At 39.1% G+C, this 1,370-nt stretch carries 1 protein-coding gene; it reads right to left on the reverse strand.

Features of this window, described 5'->3' with window-relative positions; translation table 11 throughout:
- Positions 1–262: 262 nt before the first annotated feature.
- Positions 263–1,285 (reverse strand): IS110 family RNA-guided transposase, encoded by a 1,023-nt coding sequence (locus FH976_RS15735; protein ID WP_194091715.1) that lies wholly within the window; start codon positions 1,283–1,285, stop codon positions 263–265.
- Positions 1,286–1,370 lie beyond the last annotated feature (85 nt).

Below are 1,370 nucleotides of genomic sequence, written 5' to 3' on the forward strand. Positions count from 1 at the left end.
ATATATGGACCCACCCGGTTTGCAAGTGATTTTGAGCGTTTAATAAGAGAGTTATTGCCTTCATATATTCGGCTTATTAATAGGGCGTTAATCCCATAGCCTGGATGCAATCTGCTTCTACTTAACTTTATCATCCCGACGGCTTCTTAAGAGCCTATGACGCAGATAGTTTTTAAGTAGCACAGTTTAACTGTTTATTATCCGTTCAAACTCATTTCGCAACTGGTGGTGAGTACTTTATCTAATTGGTTCTACTATACTTTTAGACGTAATTTACTTGATAACTTTCATCTTTGCTTATTACCGCCCAGACGATTCTTGCAAGCTTATTCGCGACAGCAATACTGGCTTGATTGTAATGCTTTTCTTTTTTAAGCCTTTGAGCCCATAGGCTCAATTTATCGTCTTTTGCTTCGCAGTATTTTAAAACTGTTCGAGCACCATGATTCAGTAAAGTGCGTAAATAAGGATTACCCCGTTTTGTTATTCCTAATAAAACGCTTTTTCCTCCGGTTGAATGCTGTTTAGGCACCAATCCACACCATGCTGAAAAGTGACGGCCATTTGAAAAATTATGCCCATTTCCTATCGCTGCATAAAGTGCTGCAGCTGTGATAGGCCCGATACCGACAACGCTTTGAGCTCGAAGGCAGATATCATTTGATTTGACCATATTTTCTAATTTTTTATCGTAGTCTTTAATGACTAATTCAAGTTGTCTGAGCTCCTCATGGAGATCAGAAAATAAGGCTCGACTTGAACTGGTTAAATCATTTTCAGCATCTTCTAAAAATTCTGGCAATTCTTTCCTTAAAGCTGCTCTGCCCATCGATGAGATGATTAGCCCATACTCTGCGAGCAAGCCACGGATTTGATTGCTAAGCTGTGTTCGACTTTGAATATGTCGGTCACGTATTCTCAGTACCATTTGAACATCTTGTTGTTCTATTGCCTTAATCGGTACAAAAGTCATGTTACTTCGTTGAGCGGCTTCCGCTATCGCTTCGGCATCATTGAAGTCATTTTTATTTTTTCGTCTATAAGGCACCACATATTGTGGTGCTATCAATTTCACTTTATGACCAAGTTCTATGAGTTTTCTTCCCCAATGGCTGGCACTGCCACAAGATTCAATGACAACCAATGTTGGCTCTAATGTGCTAAAGAAAGGAAGAACTTCAGAACGAGTTAGTACTCGTTTTTTCACTTTCTTTCCGACTTGATTAACACCATAAAAATGAAACTTATTTTTTGCTATATCTAAGCCAGCTGTTGTAATCTTCATAGTGGACCTGCCCTTATTTGATGTAGTTTGACACTTTCATCATGGCTCATTGCGAAGCCGTATAAAAGGGTGGGTCCATTACATT

The organism is Vibrio hibernica (assembly GCF_015223435.1).
GTDB lineage: Bacteria > Pseudomonadota > Gammaproteobacteria > Enterobacterales > Vibrionaceae > Vibrio > Vibrio hibernica.